Origin of the sequence: Psychromarinibacter halotolerans (genome assembly GCF_029168315.1) — a bacterium.
Taxonomy (GTDB): domain Bacteria; phylum Pseudomonadota; class Alphaproteobacteria; order Rhodobacterales; family Rhodobacteraceae; genus Psychromarinibacter; species Psychromarinibacter halotolerans.
The window spans coordinates 140,035-159,409 of the sequence record NZ_JARGYD010000004.1 but is presented as its reverse complement, the minus strand read 5'-3'; the positions used below and the strand labels follow the sequence as shown (position 1 = coordinate 159,409).

Genomic DNA, 19,375 nt, shown 5'->3' with positions numbered 1-19,375 from the left:
CTCAGGTCCCTTCGACGACTAGGATCAGACTATCGGCGGACTTGCGGCGGATCTCGGCGACTTCTTGGTAGTCGGGATCGTTGTACGCCGCGAGCGCCTCTTCGTAGCTGGGGAACTCCATGACGACATGTCGGTCGCCGCAGGTGCCTTCGACCACTTCGTTGCGACCGCCGCGGACGATGAAATTGGCCCCCATCTTCTGCAGGATCGGCGTGTCGAGGCGCACGTACTCCGGGTACAGTTCCGGATCGGTCACCTTGATATGCGCAATGATATAGCCCTTGGGCATGATCGTGTGTTCCCCGTTGTCGTTTTTTGATTTTTGACTTTGGTTTTTGGGAAGCGGCCCAACGCTGGGCCGGGCCGCTCCGTTATCTTGTGACAGGGTGGCGCGCCCCGAAAGGAACGCGCCGGTCTGTCAATCTTACTGAGCGAGCCAGGCTTGGAACTTCGCGTCGATGTCGTCGCGATAGTCGGCCCAGAACTCGTAGTTGTAGACGAAGGTGTTGCCAGCGTTGGCTTCAGCCGTCGGCATGTGCGGCGCCATGTCGATCCCCAGTTCGGCGTGCTCGCCGACAAGCGGGCCGGACGAAACGCGGGCCGGGCCGTAGGAGATGTACGCAGCCTGATCGGCCAGACGCTGGGTGTCGGTGGCGAAGTACAGGAAATCCATCACGCGAGCGAGACGATCTTCCGGCAGACCTTCGGGGATGATCCAGCCGTCAAGGTCATAGACCTGAGCGTCCCACATCATCGCAACCGGCTGGTCCTGCTCTTCGATGACCGAGAACAGACGACCATTGTAGGTCGAACCGATGAAGACTTCGCCGTCAGCCAGAAGCTGGGGCGTGTCGGCGCCGGCGGACCACCAGACAACGCTGTCCTTGATGGTGTCGAGCTTGGCAAGCGCCTGATCCTGACCTTCCGGCGTGGCGAGCACGTCGTAGATCTCGTCCTTGGCGACGCCGTCGCAGAGAAGCGCCCATTCCATGTTGTTGATCGGACGGCGTTCCAGCGCGCGCTGGCCCGGATAGGTTTCCAGGTCAAACACGTCGCAGATTTCCGACGGCGCATCGACGCCTTCCGGCACCATGTCGGTGCGGTAGCCGAAGGTGGTCGAGTAAGCGATCTGCGGGATGAAGCAATCGCTGACGATCATGTCGCCAAAGTCATCCTCGGCCGAGGTGCCGTCAGGCGCCGGGGCAAGGATTTCGTCGTGGTCGACTTCCATCGCCAGACCTTCGTCGCACAGACGGATGGCGTCAGCCGCCACGACGTCGACGAGATCCCAGGTGATGTTGCCCGCTTCGTCCATTGCGCGCAGCTGAGCCACGGCTTCGTTCGAGCTTTCGTCCCAAACGATTTCGACTTCCGGGTTCGCTTCCATGTAGGGGTTGGCGTAGGCCTGAACTTGGCTGTTCTGGTAAGCACCGCCCCAGCTGACAAGCGTCATGCTGTCGGACATTTCCTGTGCAAACGCCATCGGCGCTGCCGCGACGGCGGCGCCGGTCATAAGCATCAGTGACTTGAGTTTCATACGAAATCTCTCCTGTTGTCGTTTTCCCGTATCTCCCTTTTCCATCCCCTTGGCCCCGGGCAGGCCGTGCATCGGGGGGAAACTCGATCAGGCGTCTAGCGCCCTGCAGTCCTGCGGACGCCACCCGATTTCCAGTATCTCGCCGGGCTTCAGCCGGCGCTGGTCGGGCGCGTTCCGGGTCTTGACGATGAAGTCGTCATTGCCCGCAACTCGCAGTTTGGTGCGATAGATGTCGCCCATGTAGATAAATTCCAGCACCTCGGCCTTCAGCGTATGCGCATCGGCGGCAAGGCGGTCCTTGTTGAACTCGACACGTTCGGGGCGGATCGAAACCAGCGTCCGGTCGCCCACGGCGTTCACGTTCACCGGCACGGTGTCGATCATCTCGCCGTTGTCCAGTTCCACCACAGCCTTGTCGGCAGTGATGCTTTTGACGGTGCCGTTCAGCGTATTGTTCTCGCCGATGAACTGCGCGACGAAGCTGTTCTGCGGTTCTTCGTACAGGACGTCCGGCGGATCCAGCTGCTGGATGCGACCGTCTTGAAACACCGCGACGCGGTCCGACATGGTCAGCGCCTCGGTCTGGTCGTGGGTCACGTAGACCACGGTGATCCCGAGGTTGTCGGCGATGTGCTTGATCTCGAACTGCATGTGCTCGCGCAGCTGTTTGTCAAGCGCGCCCAGCGGTTCGTCCATCAGCACTAGCTCGGCTTCGAACACCAGCGCGCGGGCCAGTGCGATCCGCTGCTGCTGACCACCCGAAAGCTGCGCCGGGCGGCGGCCGCCGAAGTCGCCCATCTGGACCATGTCCAGCGCGCGCTTGACCTTCTGCTCGCGCTCCGACTTGCCCATCTTGCGGACTTCCAGCGGGAAGGCGAGGTTCTCTGCCACCGTCATATGCGGGAACAGGGCGTAGTTCTGGAACACCATGCCGATGCCGCGCTTGTGCGGCGGGATGTTGTTGATCTCTTGCCCGCCAAGGCGAATTTCGCCGTGGGTGGCGGTCTCGAACCCGGCCAGCATCATAAGGCAGGTGGTCTTACCGGACCCGGACGGTCCGAGCATCGTCAGAAATTCGCCCCTCCCGATCGAGAGGTTGAGATCCTTCACGACGAGCGTTTCGCCATCGTAGCTTTTCTGCACCCGGTCGAATTCGACAAAGGCGTCATGGGCGGCGCTTCCGTCCAAGCCAGTTCTCCCTGTTGTTCCCGGTGCGTTGATCGCCCCGTTTTCGCTTTGCATCGTGGCGTTGATCGCCCTCGTTTCGCTCAGCATCCAAACAAATGTCTAAATGATGCGCAACCGGATCGCGGCACGACCAGCGACCTACCGTGGTGCATATCCGTCTTTTCGACGGGATTTGCGGCCCTCGGTGCGTATAGCTGGCTCGCGGTGAGGAAAAATCCACCGATTAGCGAACAAAAGGCGGGAAATTCAAAGTTCCTGACCCGCCGGAATGTCCAGAATGGCACGTTCGGCCAAGAAGGGATGAACCCGCAGCGCGTTGCGCACGGACAGCTGCGCCAGCGGCAGGCGACCCTGCTGGAAATAAATCATCCCCCGCCCCGCAAGGGCGCCGAAATGCCGCGGTTCGTGCTTCAGCACTTCCTCGACGTCGGCCAGCGCGCCTTCGTAGTCGCCGACAAGGAACCGGACGGTGGCCCGCTGGTTCCAGCCCTCGGCATAAGTGGGATAGGATTCCACCAGTATGTTCAGATGCTTAAGAGCCCCGGCATAGTCATAAGCCGACCGCCGGGACAGCGCCTCTTCCAGCACTTCCTGCGCGGCGTCGTCGGGGGCGGTCAGCCAGACATCCCAGATCCGCGGCACGATTGCTTGCGCTTCGGCGGGCGTGCCGGCGTTTGCCAGCGCGGCCAGAAGCGCCTCGTAACCCTCGTCCCCGCCTTGCTGCGCCGGGACAGCGACCGGGAATAGCGCCAGCATGGCGAGGACGGGGCCCAACAGGCGGATGCGGCACGTCATGGCTTATGGTCGGCCCTGAAACGCCGTTGCGTCAAGTGAAATGCTGTAACACCGCTGTCATCTGGCACTGGCCAAGGGTGCCGAAGGCGGCCAGTGTTAAGCAAACGGAGAACAACCCATGCATATCGCCCTGACCGGCGCGGCCTCGGGGATCGGGGCGGCCCTTGTGCGGCGCCTGAAAGCCGCCGGACACCGAATCACCGCTTTCGACATCGCAAAGCCCGAGGGCGTCGACCGCTGGCTTCCGGTGGACATGGCCGACACGGCCGCCGTGGCGCAGGCCGCCGATGCGGCAGAGGGTCCGTTCGACGCGCTGATCCTGAACGCTGGCCTGCCCCCGCGCGACGGAAACGCCGCGCAGTTGCTGGCGGTGAACGTGTTCGGCCTGATGGCCACCGCCACCGCGCTGGAACCCAAACTGGCGCCCGGCGCGTCCATCGTCGCCACCGCGTCGCGGGCGGGCGAACACTGGCGTGAGAACCTGCCGCAGGTGAAGGCGCTGATGGGGCTGCCCGGCCCCGACAGCCTGCCGGACTTCGTCGCCGCGAACCACATCGACCCGCTGCGCGCCTATTGCCTGTCGAAAGAGGCGGTCATCGTCTGGACCATCCGCCAGACCGAGCGGCTGCTGGCGAAGGGCCTGCGCGCGAACTGCGTCTGCCCCTCGGCGGTGGACACGCCGATCCTGTCGGACTTCAAAGCCGCCCTTGGAGAACGCGCCGCAGGGTCGCTTGCCCGCGTCGGCCGCGCCGGCACGGCGGACGAGATCGCCGCCGTTATCGCCTTCCTTGCCGGGCCGGACAGCGGCTGGATGCGCGGACAGGCGATTCCCGTGGATGGCGGCATCTCTGCGATGGTGCTGGCGGACGAGACCGATCTCGTCTGATCTTCCCATCCCCCGCAGAACAGTATACGACGGTATACATAGGGTGTGAGGGGCAGTGACGGCATGATCGACTTGTTCACGGGCGGACTGGATCCGCTGGTCGCGGCGCTGCTGCTGATTGTCAGCGCCTTCTCGTCCTTCATCACCGCGTCATTCGGCATCGGTGGCGGTGGGGTGATGCTGGCGGTGCTGGCGTCCCTTCTGCCCCCTGCGGCGATTATTCCGGTGCACGGCGTGGTGCAGCTGGGTTCGAACACCGGTCGCGCGGCCCTGTTCGTGCGCTACACCCAGTGGCAGGTCTTCTGGCCTTTCGTGATCGGGTCCATCATCGGCGTGCTGATCGGCGGCATGACCGTCGTGCAGCTGCATCCCGGCTGGCTTCAGATCGCGGTGGGCGTCTTCATCCTGTGGACGGTGGTCGGCAAACCGCCTGCCTTCCTGCGCAAATGGGGCGCGGTGTCGGGGGCGTTCTCTAGCTTTCTGTCGATGTTCATCGGCGGCACCGGCCCCTTCGTCGCGGCCTATGTCCGGGCGCAAGGCTATGACCGGCACGCCTATGTCGGAACCCACGCCACGCTGATGACCGTGCAGCACGGGCTGAAGGTACTGATGTTCGGCTTCCTTGGCTTCGCCTTTTCGGAATGGGCGCTGTTCATTCTTGCGCTGGTGCTGGCGGGGTTCGTCGGAACGTGGATCGGCAAGCACATGCTGGCCCGCATCAACGAGGCGCTGTTCAAAAAGGTCCTGAACGCGATCCTTGTCCTGCTGTCGCTGCGTCTGGTCTGGGCCGGTGCGATGCGGCTGTGGGGCTAGGCTCGCCTAGCCTTCCAGCAGGGCGCGCGCCGCGCCACGCGCCTCTTCGGTGATCGTATCGCCGGCCAGCATCCGTGCGATCTCGTCCACGCGGCCAGTGCCTTCCAGCGGCGTGACCTGCGACAGGGTCGCGCCCTTCGACACGCGCTTGGCCACCTGCCAGTGATGCGCCCCGCGCGCCGCCACTTGCGGCGAGTGGGTCACCACCAGCACCTGCCCCTTGTGCGCAAGGCTTTCCAGCCGCCGCCCGACGGCGTCCGCAGTCGCACCGCCGACGCCACGGTCGATCTCGTCGAAGATCAGCGTAATGCCGCTGTCGGTGCCGGTCAGGCAGACCTTGAGCGCCAGCAAGAAGCGGCTGAGTTCGCCGCCCGAGGCGATCTTGTTCAGCGGCCCTGACGGCGCGCCCGGGTTGGTGGCCACGGTGAAGGCCACGGCGTCACGCCCTTCGGGGCCCGGATCGGCGTCGTCGAGTTCGGTCGCGAAGACGGCGCGTTCCATCTTCAGCGGGGCCAGTTCCTTCGCCATCGCGCGGTCCAGCTTTCCCGCCGCCTTTCGGCGCAGGTCGGACAGCTTGGCGGCTTCGCTGTCATAGGCGGCTTCCGCCGTGGCAAGTGCGGCCTGCAACGACTTGAGATCCGCCGCACCGCTGTCCAGCGCCGCAAGCTGCGTCCGCAGCCGTTCCGCGAAGTCGCCAAGCTCGTCCGGCGCGACACCGTGCTTGCGGGCAAGCCCGCGGATCGCGAACAGGCGTTCTTCCACGCGTTCCAACTCGCCCGGGTCGACCTCCATCGATTCCAGCGCGTCGGCCACGGCCTGTTCGGCCTCTCCGAGTTCGGTCAGCGCACGGGCAAGCGCGGTCAGCGGCGCGTCCAGCCGGCCCTCGGCCTGATCGGCTGCGCCGTCCAGCCACCGGATCGCGTCCGAGATCATGCCCTCGGCGCCATCGTATCCCAGCGCGGCATGGGCGCGCGACACGTCCTCGCGGATGCGGCCGGCGGCCTGCATCAGGCGGCGGCGGTCATCCAGCTGGGCCTCTTCCCCCGGCTGCGGATCAAGCGCGTCCAGTTCCGTGGTGGCGTGGCGCAGGAAGTCCTCTTCCTCGCGGATTGCCGCCAGCCCCGCCTCGGCCTGCTCCAGCGCCTTGCGGGCCGCGCCCACGGCGCGCCACGCCGCGCGGGTCGACGACAGCAGGGCCCCCGCCCCGGCATAGTCGTCCAGCAACAGCCGATGGCCGCGCGTGTTCAGCAGCCCGCGATCGTCCTGTTGGCCGTGCAGTTCCACCAAGGTGTCCGACAGCCGCCGCAGGATATCGCCCGACGTGCGGCGATCGTTCACGAACGCGGTCTTGCGCCCGTCGGCGGTGTTGACCCGGCGCAGGATCAGTTCCTCGGTCTCGGGAAAGCCCGCCTCGGCCAGAACCGCATGGGCCGGGTGGCCTTCGCGCAGGTCGAAGACGGCGGTGACCTCGCCCTGCTCGGCGCCGGTGCGGACCAGTTCCGCCCTGCCCCGCCACCCCAGCACGAAGCCAAGGCTGTCGAGAAGGATCGACTTACCTGCCCCGGTTTCACCGGTCAGCACGTTGAGGCCGGGCTGGAAGTCAAGTTCCAGCCGGTCGATGATCAGGATGTCCCGGATGTCGAGACTGCGCAGCATGGCGCTATCGAAGCCCCCCGCAGGAGGCCACGACGCGACAAGTCAGCCCGACGGCAACGCAGCGTGTCAGAGCCATTCGCCCCGCACCATCTGCCGATAGATCTGCGCCAGCCAGTTGTCGCCCGCCAGTTCAAGCCGCAGGCCCTTGCCGGTCAGCAGCGTGTAGGCGTCGTCGTACCATTCGGTCGACTGGTAGTTGTAGCCCAGGATCGCACCCGCCGTCTGCGCCTCGCTGTACAGACCAAGCGCCACGTAAGCCTCGACAAGGCGATACAGCGCCTCGGGGGTATGGGTCGTGGTCTGGAACTGCTCGACCACCGCGCGGAACCGGCTGATCGACGCGGTATAATGCTTGCGGCGGTGATAGTAGCGGCCGATCTCCATCTCTTTCGCGGCGAGGTGGTTGAAGGCAAGGTCGAACTTCAGGATCGCAGAGTCCGCGTACTGGCTGTCGGGATACGTCTCGATCACAACGCGAAGCGCCTGCAAAGCCTGGAACGTCAGGCCTTGGTCGCGGCCGACCTCGTCGATCTGGTCGTAATAGCTCAGCGCCAGCAGGTACTGCGCATAGGCCGCGTCCTCGTCCGCCGGGTAGAACTCAAGGTACCGCTGCGCGGCGGCGCGGGTTTCCTCGTATTTCTTGTCCTGATGCCAAGCGTAGGCCTGCATGATCAGGGCCCGCTTCGCGAGCGCGGAATACGGGTACAGGCGCTCGATCTCCGAGAACAGCTGCGCCGCGTCGTCGGCGCGATTCACTTCAAGCTGGTACTCGGCATTCTGATAGATCTGTTCGGCGCTTTGATCCTCGATCGGGGTACGATCACGACCACCCCCGCACGAAGCCACCAAGGCCAGTGCCAGGATCGAAACGATTGCACCCTTTCGCGTCGCCCGAAGCTTCATGGAGTTGCCTTACCCTATCCGCTCTTATTCGGCCCGCCGCGGCCGGACGGCCCTGTTGCGCGTTGGTCTAGCACAGAAATGCCGGGAGCCAACAGCCCTTTCGGCGGCGCGGGACAGACCCGGACGGGCGGCGATGAACCGCCCGTTTCAGACCGTGTCTCAGGCCGCGTGGGCCAGCGCGGCAAGATCGCCGCGCGTCACGCCCGCGCCGGGAAGGCGCGCGACCGTGTCGGCGTCGCACAGGACGACGCGATAGGCCATCGGGTCCGCGAACAGCGCCCGCAGCAGCTGGTTCGTCAGCGCATGGCCGGCCCGAATGCCGGTATAGCGGCCAAGGATCGGGCAGCTGGCCAGTGCAAGGTCGCCAAGAGCGTCCAGCATCTTGTGGCGGACCGGTTCGTCCGTGTGGCGCAGACCGCCCGGCGACAGAACGTGGTCACCGTCGAAAACAACCGCGTTCTCACCCGGCACGCCGCCAAGGGCCAGACCGTTGGCTTGCATAGTTTCAACATCTGCACGGCGGCAGAAGGTGCGGCTGTCGCAGAGTTCATGCAGAAATGCGCCATTCGCCATGTGCAGGCGCTTTTCCTGATGACCGATGGCGGCATCCACGAAATCGATGCTGAATTCGATCTCCAGCGAATCTGCGGGCTCAAGGCGCGCGGTGGCTTCGCCGTTGCGAACCTCGACCGGCTTCAGCACCCGGATCGCACGCAGCGGCGCGCGCAGGCGGCGGATGCCCTTGGACAGGATGCCCTGCACAAACGGGGCAGAGCTGCCGTCGAGGATCGGAACCTCGGGGCCGTCGATCTCGATCATGGCGTTGTGCACGCCGCAACCGGCCAGCGCGGCCATCAGGTGCTCTACCGTCGAGACAGAGACGCCTTCATGATTGAACAAACGCGTGCACAGCGGCACGGCCTCGACCGCATCCCAGCGGGCGGGGACCAGCGCGTCCTTGTCGGTCACGTCCACCCGGCGGAACCAGATCCCCGTCTCGGCAGAGGCCGGCAGGATCGTCACGCGGGCGGGGGCGCCGCCATGAAGACCGACGCCTGTGAAGGTCACGGCGTTCTTGATTGTCGTTTGCACTGTATGCCTCACACCAATCCGAGAAGAAGGTTCCCGGCAAGCATCAGTTAAGGAACGTAAAACTTCACTACAATTCACTCTTTGCAACGCTCTGAAACATGCGATTCGCACGTAAGCGAAAATATGCGCAATGTGCAAATTCAAGCCATCAAATCATTGATTTAAAATAAGAAAAGACCGGGCGATGCCGGTCTTTTCAGGGTCGTTTATGTGACCGCTATCAGTTGGCTTGGCGCCGCAGGAAGGCCGGAATCTCGATCCGTTCCTGTTCCGGATCCAGCTCCATCTCTTCTTCCGGGGCCGTCACCGGCGGCTGCCGGCGCACCGACGGCTGCGGTTTCGCGGCCGTTGCGGCCTCGCCCGAATGGCCGGTCATGCGGCCGATCAGCGAGTTGATGCCAAAGCGCGGCTTCTCTGTCGGCTGCTCTGCGGCGGCCGGTTGCTGTGCGACGACCGCCTGAGGACGCGCCCGCGGGCTGTTCTTCACGGCGTTCTGCAGACGGGTCAGCATCTCGGGCGACGGCGCACTGGATTTGGGTGCGACGAAAGTCTCGGGCTGCGGATCGTCGAAGTACTGTTCGTCCTCGACAGCGGCCGGAGCGGCAGCGACGGGTTCCGGCTGATACGCCGGCGGCGGTAGATCGTCACCGTCGTCGAACAGGCTCGCGGTGTCGTTCTTGGCGGCCTTCGTCTCCATCCCCTTGAAGGACGGCTGCTCGGGCTCGAACGATGCGACCTTCGGCTCGGACGCGGCGGCCGGGACGTGCTGGTCCGCAGCCGCTATCTTCTGGGCCTGAGGAAACCCGGCCTCGAACTTTTCGTCGACCTCCTCTGGCGTAGCGAGCGGCTCGGACAGGCGGCGGCGCGGAACCGGGATGTCGGCGACATTCTCGGACGCGTCGATGCCAGTGGCCACGACGGAGACGCGCATACGGCCTTCCATCTGGTCTTCCAGCGTCGAGCCGACGATGATGTTGGCCTCGGCGTCCACTTCCTCGCGGATACGGTTCGCGGCTTCGTCGAGTTCGAACAGGGTCAGGTCGTGACCGCCGGTGATGTTGATCAGCACACCACGCGCACCGCGCAGCGAGATCTCGTCCAGCAGCGGGTTCGCGATGGCCTTCTCGGCGGCCTGGATCGCGCGATCCTCGCCTTCCGCTTCGCCGGTGCCCATCATCGCCTTGCCCATTTCGTCCATCACGGCACGAACGTCGGCAAAGTCGAGGTTGATGAGGCCCGGACGGACCATCAGGTCGGTGACGCCTTTGACGCCTTGGTACAGGACGTCGTCCGCCATCGAGAACGCTTCGGTGAAGGTCGTCTTCTCGTTGGCAAGGCGGAACAGGTTCTGGTTCGGGATGATGATCAGCGTGTCGACCATCTTCTGCAGATTTTCCACGCCGTCCTCGGCCTGGCGCATCCGCTTCGCACCTTCGAACTGGAAGGGCTTGGTCACGACGCCGACGGTCAGAACGCCCAGCTCGCGTGCCGCCTGTGCGATGATCGGCGCAGCACCCGTCCCGGTGCCGCCGCCCATGCCGGCGGTGATGAAGCACATGTGCGCCCCGGCGAGGTGATCGACGATCTCCTCGATGGTCTCTTCCGCCGCAGCAGCGCCAACGGACGGACGCGCACCGGCGCCCAGACCTTCGGTCACTTTCACGCCAATCTGGACCCGCGAGGCAGCGCGGCTTTGGGAAAGCGCTTGAGCGTCGGTGTTCGCAACAACGAATTCGACGCCCTCAAGCTCTTTCTCGATCATGTTGTTGACGGCGTTCCCACCGGCGCCGCCGACACCGAAGACCGTAATACGCGGCTTCAGGTCTTCACGTTCGGGCATCTGCAAATTCAAAGTCATCCTCTTTCCGCCTGCTCTATGTCCGCCCGGGTATGGCCCAGGTCCGCCTCGGTTGACATTGACCATACCGACTCAGCGACGGAAGGTCACGAGAAAAACAAAATTCGCCACAAAATATCGAAGTCATTTCATGGCCAGCGGCGGGATATGGTCAGCGCAACGACATCTTGTGTTTACCAATTGTCCTTGAACCATTTCACCGCACGCCGCAGCGATCTGGCGGGGTACCGTTCAGCCGGCATTTCGAAGTCCCACCACTCGTCCTGCGGGTGCGCGGCGAAAAGCGCCAGCCCCACACACGACGCGAAAGCTGCACCGGTTGCGGCCTGAGGTAAACCCTGAACTCGCAGCGGCTGTCCGATGCGCACTTGATTGCCGAGGATCTTGGGCGCAAGGCCGTCAAGGCCGGGAATCTGCGAGGCTCCGCCGGTCAACACGATCTGTTGACTGGGTAGATGTTCGAATCCTGCTGCATCCAGCCGTTCGCGGACTTCCTCCAGAATCTCCTCGACGCGGGGGCGCATGATGCCGATCAGCTCGGCACGGCTGACCGTGCGGCGGTCGTGTTCCCAGTCGCCGGTGTCGCCGCCGATCTCGATCCGCTCGCGGTCGTCCATGCCGGTGGCCACCACCCCGCCGAACACGGTTTTGATCCGCTCGGCCGTGGCCAGCGAGACTTGCAGGCCCTTCGAGATGTCCGAAGTCACATGCTCGCCGCCCAGACGGACGCTGTCGGCATAGATCATGTGCTTCTTCATGAAGATCGAGATGCCGGTTGATCCGCCGCCCATATCGACACAGGCGGCGCCCAACTCCTGTTCATCCTCGACCAGCGACGAGATGCCCGAGGTGTAGGCCGAGTTTGCGATCCCGGCGAGTTCCATGTCGCACCGCTTGATGCAGTACAGCAGGTTCTGCACCGCGTCGCCGTCGATGGTCATCATGTGCATGTCGCAGGCCAGACGGTTGCCGATCTGGCCGCGCGGATCGCCAAGGCCGGACCGATGGTCCAGCGCGAAGTTCACCGGCTGGGCGTGCAGGACGTGCCGCCCCTCGCCATAGTCGGGCACGTCGCAGGACGCGAGGACGCGGGCGACGTCTTGTTCCGTCACGCTGCTTTCGTGCAGTTCGATGAACCCGGCAAGGCCATAGCTGCGCGGGTTGGCGCCGGACAGACAGGCGATGACATGGTCGACGCGGACGCCGGCCATCTTCTGCGCCGCCTGTACGGCGGTGCGGATTGCACGCTCGGTCTCGTTCATCGCCGAGACCTCGCCGAAGCGAACGCCGCGCGACCGGGTCGTTGCCGCGCCGATCACGCGGAAGGCGCTTTGCCCCGCCAGCGAGCCGACGCCATCGCTTTCGCGGTACTGCTCGGGTCCGTCGAACCGCAGCACGAGGCAGGCGATCTTGGACGTCCCGATGTCCAGGATCGCGATCACCCCCCGTTGCAACGCGGCCTTGCGCATGGCCCGCATCGCGCGCTGGGATTCGTAGAAGTCCGTCATTGCAGTATGTCTCCCAGTTCGATGCCCTTGATCATATGAAGGTTCGCCACCGCGTCGGGCCGCATCCGCAGCGTCGCCCGGTTCGGGTTGCGCATGTCCACGACCGACAGGTCGCGTTCCAGCAGGTCCTGCGCCTCGTGCAGCGCCATGACGCGTTCCAGCGCGATGACGGGCTCATCCTCGGGCAGCATGATCTTCTGCCCACGGTCCAGAACGATGTCCCACCGGCGCTCGCCGACACGGACGATGCCGCGCAGGCGGTCCGCGATCGGCGCGGCGGCCGCGTGCAGTTTCAGAGCCTCGGGAACCTCGGTATCCGCGCCGATCCCGGCGATCAGCGGCAGGTCGCTGCGGCGTCCACGCTCTTCAAGCGCGGCCACGCGGCGCCCCTGCCCGTCCAAAAGCTCCAGCAGTCCCGGCGCGCGCCAGACGACAGAGGGAAGGCGTTCGGTGACAGCGAGTTCCAACACACCGCCGGGCTTCACCCGCAGGTTGGCGTGCGCGACGGCATCCAGCTGTTCGACGACCTTCTGCATCGCGACAAGGTCGATGTCGAAAGAGCTGATTGGGAAATCCATCGGCAGGATTTCCTTGATGTCGGCGGTCAGTTCCTCGGACGCGTTCTCGATGGTCATCTCGGTGACCATGAACTCGGGACGCTCGGCCACGGTGCGACGGATCTCGGCGATCATGTCGGTCAGGGCCGTGCGGTTTTCCGGCTGCATGAACACGTACAGCAGCGCCAGCGCGGACACCGCCAGCGGCAACCCCACGCGCAGCAGGCGCGGGACATAGGGCGTCAGCCACAGCCGGTGCATCCGATAGGCCCAGCGGGACGGCGCCGGATCCCGGCGGGGGGTACGATGATCTACCTGTTGCATGAGGCGTCCTCGACGATCCAGCGGCAGAACGGGCCGAACGGCATCCCGCAGACGGCGGCCTGCTCGGGTGCCAGCGACGTCGGCGTCATGCCGGGCTGCGTGTTGGTTTCCAGCAGGACCAGCCCGTCGAGCCCCCTGCTGTCGTCCCAGCGGAAATCGGTGCGGCTGATGCCACGACATCCAAGAATGCGGTGCGCGGTCAGCGCGTGGGCCATGCAGGCGTCGAACACGTCCTGCGGGATGTTGGCTGGCACCTCGTGGCGCGAACCGCCGTCCTTGTACTTGGCGTCGTAGTCGTACCAGCCGTCGGTCAGGATGTCGGTGACCGTTATGGCGCGGTCGCCCATCACCATCGTCGTCAGTTCGCGTCCGGGCACGTAGGTCTCGACCATCACCGTGTCCGGCATGGCGTCGTCCAGCTGCGGTGGGCCGTTCGACCCCTCGTTCACAAGATAGACGCCGACGCTGGACCCCTCGTTATAGGGCTTCACCACATAGGGCGGCTCCATCACGTGACGGGCGCGGACCTCGTCTCGCGTGGCCAGCACGCTGTCGACGACAGGCAGACCGGCGGCGCGATAGGCGGCCTTCGTCTTGTCCTTGTCCATCGCAAGCGCCGACGCCAAAACGCCGGAATGGGTGTAGGGAATTTGCAGCCATTCAAGGATGCCCTGAACGCAGCCATCTTCACCGTACCGGCCATGCAGCGCGTTGAAGGCGACGTCGGGCTTCACTTCGGCAAGGCGCACGGCAAGGTCCGGCCCGGCGTCGATCTCGACAACCTCGAACCCTTCCCCCCTAAGAGCTGCGGCGCATTCACGCCCGGATGACAAGGACACCTCGCGCTCGGCCGAGAGTCCGCCCATCAATACCGCAACCTTGGGGGATGCCCTGCCCGACATACCCAACGCCTCTGCCTCTGTGTTTCGTGCCGGGCCTTATTATTGGTGACCCGTGCGACCGCTCATTATCTGGGAACGGGTTCTCCGACCCGTATGACTTCCCATACTAACGAAATCCCGCGCGTTTGGAATACCTTTTCTCGAACCATTTCACCGAGTTCTTCCAGCTCGGCCGCCGTCGCACCGTCGGCGTTGGTCAGGAAATTCGGATGCTTCTCGGACATCTGCGCCCCACCGTGGCGGAAGCCCCGAAAACCGGCTTCTTCGATGATTTTCCACGACTTCAACTCGTGCGTGTCATCGGCCCGCCCGGTCGAGCTGAACCCCGCAGGGTTGCGGAACGTCGACCCCGCCGTGCGGTCCTTCGACGGCTGGCTTGCGTCGCGGCGCGCCAGCTGTTCCGCCATCGTCGCCTCAAGCTCTGCCGGATCGCCCTTCGGCGCGCGGAAGGTGGCGGAAGTCACGACCATCCCGTCCGGCAGATCCGTTTGGCGATAGGCAAAGTTCAGGTCCGCCGCCGTCAGCGTGACCGCCTCCCCTGCCCGAGTGACAGCCGTGGCGTGCTCGAACACGTCCGCCGTGTAGGTGCCATAGCAGCCAGCGTTCATCCGAACCGCGCCGCCGATCGATCCGGGAATGGTGCGCAAGAAGGTCAGGTCCAGCCCCGCCGCCGCCGCCTTTCGCGCGACATGCGCATCCAACGCCGCAGCACCGGCCGTGACCCGGTCGCCGTCGATCTCGATCCCGTTGAAGCCCCGCCCAAGCCGCACCACCACGGCCCGGATGCCGCCGTCGCGCACGATCAGGTTGGACCCGACGCCCATCGGGAACACCGGGATCGAAGGATCCAGCGCCTTGAGGAACGACTGCAGGTCCTCCGTATCCGCTGGCTGGAACAGCCAGTCCGCCGGGCCGCCGACGCGCAGCCACGTCAGGGAAGACAGGTCACGATCGGGGGTCAGGGTCCCCCGCACTTCGGGCAGTTCGGTCATGTTAGTCAGGATGTCCGCCAATTCGTTTCAGCCACCGGACAAGATACAGCACCGGCCAGCGCAGCATCGACACTCCGGCCGCGAGGAAGATCAACGCGAACCACGGCCCGTTCTCGAAATACAGCCAGATCAGGATCGGAATGCCCGACGCGAGCAGCACGAAAGCCGCGGGCCAGTGGCTGCGGCGCGACGGGATCATCGCCGCGAAATTCGCCGCGATGCACCACAGGCAGGCCAGCACGAAGGGGATCGTCATGACGCGCCCCCAAGCTTGCGGGCCAGATGGATCAACGGGCGGCGGAACAGCGACAGGACGGCGAAGACGCCGAACAGCGTCGGCAGCAGCCCGTGGGCGACGCCGATCCAGTACAGCAGCGGCGGCGCCGACAGCAGCAGTGCCAGCCCCGGCGCCATTTGCAGCCGCATCGGCAGAAGCGCAGTAAGAGAGGCCGCCACGACCCAAAGACACGCAAGAAGCAGTGGCAGACTCATCGCACGCCCCTTCAGTCCGCCAGCCGGGCCGGAAGCCCGTTGGCCCATGCGCTGATGGTGCCGGCGCCAAGGCAGACGACGATGTCGCCCGGCCCGGCATTGGCGCGGACCAGCGCCTCTAGGTCGTCCTCGGTCGAGATGGCATTCGCGTTGCGGTGCCCTGCCCGCACAAGACCTGCGACAAGATCCTCGCGGCTGGCGCCGGGAATGGGATCTTCGCCAGCGGCATAGACCTCGGCGATGCCGACAACGTCCGCGTCATTGAAACAGGCGCAGAATTCCTTGAACAGGCTCGACAGGCGCGTGTAGCGGTGCGGCTGGTGCACCGCGATCACCTTGCCCGACGACGCTTGCCGCGCGGCCTTCAGCACGGCGGCAATCTCGGTCGGGTGGTGGCCATAGTCGTCGATGATCGTCACACCGCCAACTTCGCCGACCTTGGTGAACCGGCGATTTACGCCCTTGAACCCGGCCAGCGCCTCGCGGATTTTCTCACGCGGGATGCCAAGGTGGCGGGACACGGCAACAGCGGCCAGCGCGTTGGAAACGTTGTGGTTTCCAGGCATAGGCAGGGTACAGCCCTCGATCGTCTTGTCCTCGGCGGCCAGCCGGATGTCGAAATGCGCCACCCCGCCCTCGTACCGAAGATTGTCGGCGCGCACGTCGGCCTGCGCGTTGAACCCGAAGGTCACGACGCGGCGGTCGGTCACTTTGCTGACCAGCGTCTGCACGTCCGCATCATCGGTGCAGCAGACGGCCAGCCCGTAGAACGGAATGTTCTCGACGAAGTCGAGGAAGCCTTGGTGCAGCGCCTCTTCGGTGCCCCAGTGCTCCATGTGCTCGGGGTCGATGTTCGTCACGATGGCGATCGTCGCAGGCAGACGGTTGAAGGTGCCGTCGCTTTCGTCCGCCTCGACCACCATCCAGTCGCCGGTGCCGACACGGGCGTTCGATCCGTAGGCGTGGATGATGCCGCCGTTGATCACGGTGGGGTCGATGCCGCCCTGATCCAGCAGCGTCGCGACCAGTGTGGTGGTCGTGGTTTTGCCGTGCGTGCCGGCGACCGCGACGTTGGACTTCAGGCGCATCAACTCGGCCAGCATCTCGGCGCGGCGCACCACCGGCATCCCGCGCGCACGGGCGGCGTCAAGTTCGGGGTTGCCCGGCTTGATCGCGGACGAGATCACGACGACCTCGGCCTCTTCAAGGTTCTCGGCGGTCTGGCCCACGAAGATCTTCGCGCCCATCCCGGCCAGACGGTCGGTGATCTTCGACGCTTTCAGGTCGGACCCCTGCACCAGATAACCGTGGTTCAGCAGAACCTCGGCAATCCCGGACATGCCGATGCCGCCGATCCCCACGAAGTGGATCGGCCCCATCTCTGTCGGCAGCTTGGTCGCCGCGTTCGTGCCAGCCATGCGAAATCTTTCCCAGCGCTCGAAAGTCATGCCCGTCTATCGCCTCTCTGCCAAGTGTTCCACCAGAGCCGCCAGACTGTCTGTCGCGTCCGGTCGGCCGACGGTCAGTGCCGCGTTCGCCATCTCGGACGCGGCGCGGGGGTTCGTCAGGACTGCGGCCATATGCTCTGAAAGCGTATCGGCGTCCAGCTTCGATTCGGGGATCATCACCGCAGCGTCGGCGGAAACGAGCCCGCGCGCGTTGGCGGTCTGCTCGTCCCGGATCGCCGCCGCCAGCGGCACAAGGATCGAGGGACGGCCGATGATCGACAGGTCCGCAACGGTCGATGCGCCGGAGCGGGCGACGACAAGCTGCGCCTCGGACATGCGGTTCGGGACGTCGGTGAAAAAGGTTTGCACGTCCGCCTTGATGCCGTGTTCGGCATAGAAGGCGTTCACGCGATCCTCATCCTCGGCGCGGGCCTGATGCGACACGCGAACGTGACGGCGGATCTCGTCGGGCAGCTTCGCGACGGCCTCTGGCACCACGTCCGACAGGATGCGCGCACCTTGGCTGCCGCCCAGCACCAGAACCTGCATCGGGTAATCGCCCGGGGCGATGTAAGGCGCCGCGTGCCGCTCTGCGATCGCGCCACGCACCGGGTTGCCGGTGTGATAGCCTTCGATCCCTTCAGGCAGCTGCGTCGGCCACGTTCCGCATGCGACGGCATCGACGCGCTTTGCGAACAGCTGGTTCACACGGCCAAGCACACCGTTCTGTTCGTGGATCATGCGGGGCAGCTTCAGCAGCGTCGCCGCCGCCAGCGCCGGGATCGACGGATAGCCGCCAAAGCCGACCACCACGGCGGGCTTCAGTCGACGGAAGTCCATGACCGCCTTCATCACGCCGCCCGTGATGCGGAATGGCACGACCAGCTTCGCGGCGGCACCGCCGCGGGCGAAGGTGGCAGAGGCGACCTGTTCGATCACGACGTCTGACGGGAAACCGCCGGTGTACCGCGCGCCGCGCGCGTCGGTCGACAGCATCACGCGCCAGCCGCGCGCCAGCATGTGTTCCGCCAGCGCCTGCGCCGGGAACATGTGACCGCCGGTGCCTCCGGCAGCAATGACAAGAAGCGGCGCAGTCATGCCGCCGCTTCCATGTTTTCAGTATTCTGCTTATTCACGGTACTTTTTGCGCTGATTGGCGCCTGATCTTTTACTTTTGCAACAACCATCACCGCCGACTTCTCAGCAGGATATCCCCGATCTCGCCCTGCGGACGTGTCCGGGTCAGCGCCAGTAGCATCCCGACAAGGATGCCCCCGGCGATCAGCGACGAGCCGCCGTAGCTGACGAAGGGTAGCGTCATGCCCTTCGCCGGCAAGAGCCGCACCGCGACGCCCATGTTGATGATGGCCTGCACCCCGAAGGTACACGCGAGACCCGTTCCCGCCAGTCGGATGAACGGATCCCGCTCCCGTATCAGTCGCATCAGCGACCGGACAGTAATCGTCATGTACAGAAGGATGATGAACAGCACGAGGATCAGGCCGTACTCCTCGGCGGCGACGGCGATGATGAAATCGGTGTGCGCATCGGGCAGCGACCATTTCACCTGCCCCTCGCCCACGCCGACACCGAAGAACCCACCCTCGCGGATTGCGCCGGTGGCATAGCCAAGCTGCGTGCGCGGGTCGATGTCCGGCGACAGAAAGCCGTCGATCCGGCGGGCGAAGTGCTGCGAGGAATTGTAAGCCACGGTCCCTGCCGCGACCACAAGGCCGGCCATCCCGGTCAGAAGGGTGAACGGCGCACCGGCGACGAAATACATCACGCCCCAGCCGAACAGCACAAGGCATGCCTGCCCGAAATCGGGTTGCAGCGCCAGCAGGCCCACCACCGCAAGAACCAGACCGAAGGACAGGCTTTTACCCGGCGGTCCGTGGATCTCTTGGCTGGCAGCCATAAGCCACGCCGAGATGACGATCAGACCGGGTTTCAGAAATTCCGAAGGCTGGACGGATGCGAACCCAAGCGAGAACCAGCGCACCGCACCTTTGCCGAAATCGGTTCCGAAGAACGGCAGCAGCATCAGCGATGCCAGCGCAAGAACGGCGCCGATCACGCCGATCCGGCGGATCACCAGCGGCGACATCATCGACACAAGGAACATCACCGTCAGCGCAAGACAGCCGAACAGCGCCTGCCGCTGGACGTAGTGGAAAGGATCCAGACCGTTGCGCGACGCCAGCGGAGGCGACGCCGCAAGACCCAGCAGCATCCCCACGCCGAACAGCAGAAGAACGCACGCCATCGACCACTTGTCGATGGTCCGCCACCACCTGGGAAGAATCGGCTCGCCTTCCCGGACCGGGACCGCACCGAACACCATTTCCGTCATGGAGTACCGCCTGCCAAAGATGTGCTGCTCGCCCGGTTATCCGGGTCTAGCTGGTACAATAACGAGATTCA

19 protein-coding genes are annotated in these 19,375 nt (G+C 64.9%); 2 read left to right on the top strand and 17 right to left on the bottom strand.

The window, feature by feature from the left end:
* Position 1: 1 nt before the first annotated feature.
* The 4 genes from P1K30_RS11885 to P1K30_RS11870 all read right to left on the bottom strand — a co-directional run bounded on the left by P1K30_RS11885 (position 2) and on the right by P1K30_RS11870 (position 3,520).
* Entirely contained in the window at positions 2-289 is a 288-nt protein-coding gene (locus P1K30_RS11885; RefSeq protein ID WP_275632957.1) for a DUF1330 domain-containing protein, read from the bottom strand.
* A gap of 135 nt (positions 290-424) precedes the next feature.
* On the bottom strand, positions 425-1,537 hold the full coding sequence (locus P1K30_RS11880; protein ID WP_275632956.1) for an extracellular solute-binding protein: 1,113 nt from the start codon (positions 1,535-1,537) through the stop codon (positions 425-427).
* A gap of 87 nt (positions 1,538-1,624) precedes the next feature.
* Positions 1,625-2,725 carry an ABC transporter ATP-binding protein gene (locus P1K30_RS11875; RefSeq protein ID WP_275632955.1) on the bottom strand — a complete coding sequence of 367 codons (1,101 nt, stop codon included), beginning with the start codon at positions 2,723-2,725 and terminating at the stop codon, positions 1,625-1,627.
* Between the two features lie 246 nt (positions 2,726-2,971).
* Positions 2,972-3,520, bottom strand: a complete 549-nt coding sequence (locus P1K30_RS11870) for a tetratricopeptide repeat protein (RefSeq protein ID WP_275632954.1) — start codon at positions 3,518-3,520, stop codon at positions 2,972-2,974.
* 118 nt (positions 3,521-3,638) lie between these two features.
* On the opposite strand from P1K30_RS11870, the gene P1K30_RS11865 reads away from it, so the two are divergent.
* Positions 3,639-4,406, top strand: coding sequence for an SDR family oxidoreductase (locus P1K30_RS11865; RefSeq protein WP_275632953.1), 768 nt, complete (start codon positions 3,639-3,641; stop codon positions 4,404-4,406).
* A 63-nt stretch (positions 4,407-4,469) separates the two neighbouring features.
* Positions 4,470-5,219 (top strand): sulfite exporter TauE/SafE family protein, encoded by a 750-nt coding sequence (locus P1K30_RS11860; RefSeq protein WP_275632952.1) that lies wholly within the window; start codon positions 4,470-4,472, stop codon positions 5,217-5,219.
* Between the two features lie 6 nt (positions 5,220-5,225).
* Here the strand turns inward: P1K30_RS11860 and recN are convergent, their stop codons facing one another.
* From recN to P1K30_RS11795, 13 genes are all read right to left on the bottom strand, one after another.
* Complete coding sequence (gene recN, locus P1K30_RS11855) at positions 5,226-6,875, bottom strand: DNA repair protein RecN (RefSeq protein WP_275632951.1); 1,650 nt, start codon at positions 6,873-6,875, stop codon at positions 5,226-5,228.
* A gap of 66 nt (positions 6,876-6,941) precedes the next feature.
* On the bottom strand, positions 6,942-7,778 hold the full coding sequence (locus tag P1K30_RS11850) for an outer membrane protein assembly factor BamD (protein WP_275632950.1): 837 nt from the start codon (positions 7,776-7,778) through the stop codon (positions 6,942-6,944).
* Positions 7,779-7,937: 159 nt separating this feature from the next.
* Entirely contained in the window at positions 7,938-8,870 is a 933-nt protein-coding gene (gene lpxC / locus P1K30_RS11845) for a UDP-3-O-acyl-N-acetylglucosamine deacetylase (protein WP_275632949.1), read from the bottom strand.
* A 220-nt stretch (positions 8,871-9,090) separates the two neighbouring features.
* Complete coding sequence (gene ftsZ, locus P1K30_RS11840) at positions 9,091-10,728, bottom strand: cell division protein FtsZ (RefSeq protein ID WP_275632948.1); 1,638 nt, start codon at positions 10,726-10,728, stop codon at positions 9,091-9,093.
* Between the two features lie 173 nt (positions 10,729-10,901).
* Positions 10,902-12,236, bottom strand: coding sequence for a cell division protein FtsA (gene ftsA / locus P1K30_RS11835; protein WP_275632947.1), 1,335 nt, complete (start codon positions 12,234-12,236; stop codon positions 10,902-10,904).
* A complete protein-coding gene (locus P1K30_RS11830) occupies positions 12,233-13,117 on the bottom strand; it encodes a cell division protein FtsQ/DivIB (RefSeq protein ID WP_275632946.1) in 885 nt (294 codons plus the stop codon). The genes ftsA and P1K30_RS11830 overlap by 4 nt, the downstream gene beginning before the upstream one ends.
* A complete protein-coding gene (locus tag P1K30_RS11825; protein ID WP_379560622.1) occupies positions 13,105-13,983 on the bottom strand; it encodes a D-alanine--D-alanine ligase in 879 nt (292 codons plus the stop codon). The genes P1K30_RS11830 and P1K30_RS11825 overlap by 13 nt, the downstream gene beginning before the upstream one ends.
* A gap of 101 nt (positions 13,984-14,084) precedes the next feature.
* Positions 14,085-15,011 carry a UDP-N-acetylmuramate dehydrogenase gene (gene murB / locus P1K30_RS11820; protein WP_275632944.1) on the bottom strand — a complete coding sequence of 309 codons (927 nt, stop codon included), beginning with the start codon at positions 15,009-15,011 and terminating at the stop codon, positions 14,085-14,087.
* Position 15,012: 1 nt separating this feature from the next.
* The gene (locus P1K30_RS11815) at positions 15,013-15,267 is read right to left on the bottom strand and encodes a DUF2484 family protein (RefSeq protein ID WP_275632943.1); all 255 of its coding nucleotides are present in this window, start codon (positions 15,265-15,267) and stop codon (positions 15,013-15,015) included.
* Entirely contained in the window at positions 15,264-15,503 is a 240-nt protein-coding gene (locus P1K30_RS11810) for a DUF2484 family protein (RefSeq protein WP_275632942.1), read from the bottom strand. The genes P1K30_RS11815 and P1K30_RS11810 overlap by 4 nt, the downstream gene beginning before the upstream one ends.
* 11 nt (positions 15,504-15,514) lie before the next feature.
* Positions 15,515-16,921, bottom strand: a complete 1,407-nt coding sequence (gene murC / locus P1K30_RS11805; protein WP_275632941.1) for a UDP-N-acetylmuramate--L-alanine ligase — start codon at positions 16,919-16,921, stop codon at positions 15,515-15,517.
* A gap of 36 nt (positions 16,922-16,957) precedes the next feature.
* Complete coding sequence (locus P1K30_RS11800) at positions 16,958-18,049, bottom strand: UDP-N-acetylglucosamine--N-acetylmuramyl-(pentapeptide) pyrophosphoryl-undecaprenol N-acetylglucosamine transferase (RefSeq protein ID WP_275632940.1); 1,092 nt, start codon at positions 18,047-18,049, stop codon at positions 16,958-16,960.
* A gap of 88 nt (positions 18,050-18,137) precedes the next feature.
* Positions 18,138-19,304 (bottom strand): peptidoglycan glycosyltransferase FtsW, encoded by a 1,167-nt coding sequence (locus P1K30_RS11795; protein WP_275632939.1) that lies wholly within the window; start codon positions 19,302-19,304, stop codon positions 18,138-18,140.
* Positions 19,305-19,375: the final 71 nt, after the last annotated feature.